Origin of the sequence: Pseudooceanicola lipolyticus (assembly GCF_002786325.1) — a bacterium.
In the GTDB taxonomy this organism is placed as follows: Bacteria; Pseudomonadota; Alphaproteobacteria; order Rhodobacterales; family Rhodobacteraceae; genus Pseudooceanicola_C; species Pseudooceanicola_C lipolyticus.
The window spans coordinates 1-5,903 of the sequence record NZ_PGTB01000161.1; the positions used below are offsets into that span (position 1 = coordinate 1).

The following is a 5,903-nucleotide window of genomic DNA, read 5'->3' on the forward strand; positions in this document are numbered from 1 at the left end:
ACCTCGCCGCGATCCGCCGCGGCCCGCGCCTGCTCAAGTGCCTGATTCATATAGGATTTGAACACCATGCCTTATCCTGCGCCGCAAACAGAGCTTTCGCAAGCGACAGATATGCTCTAACAGCGCGCCATGACCGACCCCACCCCTCCGGGCGACCGTATCGCCAAGGTTCTGGCCCGCGCCGGCGTGGCCTCGCGCCGCGAGGCCGAGCGCATGATCGAGGCCGGCCGCGTCACCGTGAACGGCAAGAAGATCGACAGCCCGGCGCTGAACGTCACCGGCCGCGACAAGATCGCCGTTGATGGCAAACCGCTGGCGGCGGCGGAACCGGCGCGGCTGTGGCTGTATCACAAGCCGCCCGGCCTGGTGACCACCGCGCGCGACGAACAGGGCCGGCCAACCATCTTCGACGACCTCCCCGAAGAGATGCCCCGGGTGATGAGCGTCGGGCGGCTGGACCTCAATTCCGAGGGGCTGCTGTTGCTGACCAATGACGGCGCCATCAAGCGGCGGCTCGAGCTGCCCTCGACCGGATGGCTGCGCAAGTACCGGGTGCGCATCAAGGGCCAGCCCGAAGACAGCGCCTTTGCCCCGCTGCGCGCCGGTCTGGACCTGGACGGCACCCGCTATCAGCCGATGATCGTGACGCTGGACCGCCAGCAGGGTGCCAATGCCTGGCTGACCGTGGGCCTGCGCGAAGGCAAGAACCGCGAAATCCGCCGCGCGATGGAAGCGCTGGGATTTGCCGTCAACCGGCTGATCCGTGTCTCCTACGGCCCGTTCCAGCTGGGCCAGCTGAAACCGGGCGCGGTGGAAGAGGTGCGCCGCAAGGTGCTGCGCGACCAGCTGGGGCTGGATGAGGGCGCGCCCGAGGCCAGCGCCAAGCCAAAACGCCCGACCGTGCGCCGGGGGCGCAAACCCCGCGGCGCCTGACCCAACGTCACCCCCTGCCTCACCCCCCTGCGTCACCCGCAGGTTGCAGTCCGGGCCGCGCGGCGCAACCTTCCCCCTAGCATGAAGCGCCTGCATCGCTTAGGTTTTTCCCGGGTGATGTTTGCCGGGGGCGTTTCATGTCGGGCAGCGGAATACGCAATGTGGCCTATATCGCGCTGATCGTGGTGATGTTCGGCGTCTGCTCGGGCCTATTGGGAGGGCTGTGAGCGATGGCGCAGCGGTATGGCGGCAAATACAGCCCCGAGTCGCGCCCCGATGGCGCCAATGCCAACACGCCGCCCCGGCGCGGCGGATTCGACGGCGCGCGGGTCGATCCGGTCGGGTTCAAGGCGAATCTGCTGTTCCTGCCGGCGGTGTTGCTGGTTTTTGTCTCGCTCACCTCGGGTGCGGCGGAGCTGGCACTGGGCCTCACCGGGGCCGCGGTGCTGGGGCTGGCCGCCTGGCTGCTGCGCGGCGGGCTGCGCGCCGAGGCCGAGTATCACGCCCGCAAGGTGGCCCGCCGCCCGGCCCTGCCGCGCAAGATCGCGGCCAGCCTGCTGACCGGAATCGGCATCGCCATCGCCGCCTTTGGCAATGAACCGGGGCTGGTCGCGCCGCTGCTATACGGGCTTGTCGCCGGTGTCCTGCACAGCGCCGCCTTCGGTCTGGACCCGCTGCGGCACAAGGGCATGGAGGGCATCGACACGTTTCAGCAGGACCGCGTGGCGCGGGCGGTAAAGGCCGCCGAAGCCGACCTCGCCGCGATGACCGAGGCCGCCAAGCGCGCCAATGACCGCAAGATCGAGGCGCGGGTCGAAGGGTTCCAGGCCACCGTGCGCGAGATGTTCCGCACCGTCGAGGAAGACCCGCGCGACCTGACCGCGGCGCGCAAATACCTGACCGTCTATCTGATGGGTGCCCGCGACGCGACGGTGAAATTCGCCGACCTCTACGCCCGCAGCCGCGATGCGCAGGCGCTGGCGGATTACCTGTCGCTGCTGGACGATCTGGAGCAGAATTTCCAGGCCCGCACCCGCAAGATGCTGCTGGATGACCGCAGCGACCTGACCGTTGAAATCGACGTGCTGCGGGAACGGCTGCAGCGCGAGGGCATCCGCCCGGACTGACCCATTTCGTCCCCCATTGAACGAGGAACATTTGAATGTCTGACACCGTGCGTCAAAAGGCCAAGGAATCGAAATCTCTGGTGGACGAGGTCGCGGCGATCGAGCTGCGCGAACCTGACAGCGACATCATCCCGCTGGAACAGGCCGATGCGCCTCTGGGCGAGGCCATTCGCAGCCGCATGGACGAGATCGACATGCGCGACACCAATTCGATCGTGCATTTCGGGTCCTCCGCGCAGGCCGAACTGCAGGAGATCAGCCAGGCGATGTTGCAGGACGTGCGCAACAAGGATGTCGGCCCCGCCGGCGACAGCCTGCGCGACATCGTCACCACCATCCGCGGCTTTTCGGTCAGCGAGCTGGACGTGCGCCGTGAACGGTCGTTCTGGGAAAAGCTGCTGGGCCGCGCCGCGCCCTTTGCCAAGTTCACCGCCCGCTTCGAAGAGGTGCAGGGCCAGATCGACCGGGTGACCGACGACCTGCTGAAACACGAACACACGCTGATGAAGGACATCAAGTCGCTCGATCTGCTGTATGAAAAGACACTGGATTTCTATGACGAGCTGGCGCTGTACATCGCCGCGGGCGAGGCCAAGCTGAAACAGCTGGATCAGACCGAGATCCCCGCCAAGGATGCGGAGTTGCAGGCCGCCCCCGAGGGCGACCAGGTGATGAAGGCGCAGGAGTTGCGCGACCTGCGCGCCGCCCGCGACGATCTGGAGCGCCGGGTGCATGACCTCAAGCTGACGCGCCAGGTGACCATGCAGTCGCTGCCTTCGATCCGGCTGGTGCAGGAAAACGACAAGAGCCTGGTGACCAAGATCAACTCGACACTGGTCAATACCGTGCCGCTATGGGAAACCCAACTGGCCCAGGCGGTGACGATCCAGCGCTCGGCCGAGGCCGCCTCGGCGGTGCGCGACGCCAATGACCTGACCAACGAGCTGCTGACCGCCAACGCGGAAAACCTGAGGGAGTCCAACAAGGTGATACGCGAAGAGATGGAACGCGGCGTGTTCGACATCGAGGCGGTGAAAAAGGCCAATGCCGACCTGATCGGCACCATCGAGGACAGCCTGCGCATCGCCGACGAGGGCAAGGCGCGCCGCGCCGCGGCCGAAGACGAGTTGAAAACCATGGAAGCCGAGCTGCGCGAAACCCTGGCGGCCGCCAGGGCGCGCAGCGACGGGCTGGGCGACACGGCCGCAACGGCCGTGCCGCGATAAGGGAACGGAAGGGCCGCAGACGTGGCAATGTCTTGGCGCGGGATGCTGGCCCCTGTTCTGGCCGGCGCATTATTGACCGCGGGCTGCGAGGATCCCAGCCCGCGCGTGTCGCTGCCGCCGCAGGCCCGACCTGCGGCGCTGGTGGTGGCACCGGCCCCGGTGCCGCCGTCCCCGCGCAGCGCCGAGCTGTCGCAATATTACACCACGGTGCAAAACAACCTGCTGACCCAGGGCCTGCTGCGCACCGATGGCGGCGGGCCGGACACGCCGTTTTCCGCCGATCAGCTGGCCGAGATCTTCGAAATCCTGGTGTTTTTCGAGGAATATACCCGCAGCGGCTCGGCCAATCTGCGTAATACCGGCCCGTCCGGCGGGCTCAGCCGCTGGAGCGGTCCGGTGCGCATCGGCATCGAATTCGGCAACAGCGTCCCCGAAGAGATCCGCGCCAAGGACCATGCGCGGATTACCGAATATGCCGACCGTCTGGCCCGGATCACCAATCACCCGATCAGCACGGTCCGCAGCAATGCCAATTTCTACGTCTTCGTCGCCGGCGAGGATGACACCGACTTTGTCCAGTCGCGGCTGCGGGCGCTGATCCCCACCATCAGCCAGACCGAACTGGACCTGTTCGCCAGCCTGCCGCGATCGTTTTATTGCCTGGTGGTTGGCGTCGCGGGACAGCGCAACCCCTATGACTATGCCCGTGCGGTGGCGCTGATCCGCTCGGAACATCCCGACCTGTTCCGCCTCAGCTGCATCCACGAGGAGATTGCCCAAGGGCTGGGCATTCCCAATGACAGCCCGCGCGCGCGGCCCTCGATCTTCAACGACGATGACGAATTCGCGCTGCTGACCCGCCATGATGAACTGCTGCTGCAAATGCTGTACGATCCGCGGCTGACACCGGGCATGACCGCAGAGGAGGCCCGCCCCATCGCCCGCATCATCGCGCGCGAATTGATGGGAGAGGATTTGTAGCGCGATGCAGCAGCTCCTGTCGCCCGATACCTTCGAGTTCTTCGCGCGCTATCTATTGGCAGGGTATGTAACCATGATCGTCAGATCGTGGTTCGTCACGGCACAGCGCCCCAAAGCACCTGAACTGGTCATTGAGGCGGTTATTTTTAGCCTCGTCGTTCAACTTCTTTACGTCTTGTTGATTTGGCCGATTCCCCGGTCCGCGCTCGACCGAGCCGGGGACCAAGCACTGTTTTTTCTGCAAATTCTGGGTCTTCCCGCGCTGCTGGGCGTGGCGCTTGGGGTCAATCTATCTCGGGGATGGAACAACGCCATTCTACGGCTGCTCTCCATGCCAATCACCCAGCCAGTGCATCGGGCGCATGATTTTGCGTTTGACCACAATCGCGAGGCAGGTTGGGTGATCATCAGCTATTTCGACGGGACCCAGGTTCATGGCTATTTCGGAGAACGATCATTAGCCGCCAGTGATGCCAACCGTAGCGATATTTACTTGGAACGGCTATATCATGCAGCGGAAGACGGCCAATGGGCAGAGTACGAACCGAACCGGAGCGCGTTGCTGTCGCTTGAAAATGTTCGCATGATCGAATTTCTGGATCCGGGAGTTGAGACAGATGGGTAAACACCAAAGAACATTGCTGGTAGACGGGTATCAACCAAAGTCATCAAAAATTGGCAGGAGCGCCAAGACAGGCAAGTTCGTGACCTCGAAAGCGCCCAAGAAGCTGCCGAAGGCGAAATCGGCAATCCAGGGTGTCTCTAAAAACAAAGGCTAACCATGGGCATTTTCGATTTCCTGACCGGCGAATTTATCGACGTCATCCACTGGGTGGATGACACCCGCGACACCATGGTCTGGCGCTTCGAACGCGAGGGGCACGAGATCAAATACGGCGCCAAGCTGACGGTGCGCGAAGGCCAGGCGGCGGTGTTCGTGCATGAAGGGCAACTGGCCGACGTGTTCACGCCGGGCCTCTACATGCTCGAAACCAACAACATGCCGATCATGACGACGTTGCAGCACTGGGATCACGGGTTCCAGTCGCCGTTCAAATCGGAAATCTACTTCGTCAGCACCACCCGCTTTACCGACCAGAAATGGGGCACCAAGAACCCGATCATCTGCCGCGATCCCGAATTCGGCCCGGTGCGCCTGCGCGCCTATGGCACCTATGCGGTGCGGGTGACCGATCCGGCCCGGTTCCTGGTGGAAATCGTCGGCACCGACGGCGAATTCACCATGGACGAGATCGGCTTTCAGATCCGCAACATCATCGTGCAGGAATTTTCCCGCGTGGTGGCGGCCTCGGGCATTCCGGTGCTGGACATGGCGGCCAATACCGCCGACCTGGGCAAGCTGGTGGCCTCGGCGATCTCGGAAACCGTGGCCGGCTATGGGCTGACCATTCCCGAGCTTTATATCGAGAACATCTCGCTGCCGCCCGCGGTCGAGGCGGCGCTGGACAAGCGGACCTCGATGGGGATTGCCGGCGATCTGGGCAAGTTCACCCAATATTCGGCGGCCGAGGCGATGACGGCGGCCGCGCAGAACCCGACCGGGGGCGGCATGGCCGCCGGGCTGGGTGCCGGGATGGGCCTGGCCATGGCCCAGCAGATGGCCCGGCCCGGCCCC

At 64.4% G+C, this 5,903-nt stretch carries 6 protein-coding genes; all 6 read left to right on the plus strand.

Going from position 1 to position 5,903, the window contains the following annotated elements:
• The first annotated feature begins 129 nt into the window (after window positions 1-129).
• Window positions 130-933, plus strand: coding sequence for a pseudouridine synthase (locus CVM52_RS21475; RefSeq protein ID WP_100164433.1), 804 nt, complete (start codon window positions 130-132; stop codon window positions 931-933).
• Window positions 934-1,163: 230 nt separating this feature from the next.
• Window positions 1,164-2,060: a 5-bromo-4-chloroindolyl phosphate hydrolysis family protein gene (locus tag CVM52_RS21480; protein ID WP_100164434.1), complete on the plus strand. Its 897-nt coding sequence runs from the start codon at window positions 1,164-1,166 to the stop codon at window positions 2,058-2,060.
• 35 nt (window positions 2,061-2,095) lie between these two features.
• Window positions 2,096-3,286, plus strand: a complete 1,191-nt coding sequence (locus CVM52_RS21485) for a toxic anion resistance protein (RefSeq protein WP_100164435.1) — start codon at window positions 2,096-2,098, stop codon at window positions 3,284-3,286.
• Window positions 3,287-3,313: 27 nt separating this feature from the next.
• The gene (locus CVM52_RS21490; protein ID WP_205965005.1) at window positions 3,314-4,267 is read left to right on the plus strand and encodes a DUF2927 domain-containing protein; all 954 of its coding nucleotides are present in this window, start codon (window positions 3,314-3,316) and stop codon (window positions 4,265-4,267) included.
• 4 nt (window positions 4,268-4,271) lie between these two features.
• Complete coding sequence (locus tag CVM52_RS21495; RefSeq protein WP_100164437.1) at window positions 4,272-4,892, plus strand: DUF6338 family protein; 621 nt, start codon at window positions 4,272-4,274, stop codon at window positions 4,890-4,892.
• A gap of 156 nt (window positions 4,893-5,048) precedes the next feature.
• On the plus strand, window positions 5,049-5,903 hold an 855-nt coding region (locus CVM52_RS21500), incomplete at its 3' end, for an SPFH domain-containing protein (RefSeq protein WP_100164438.1).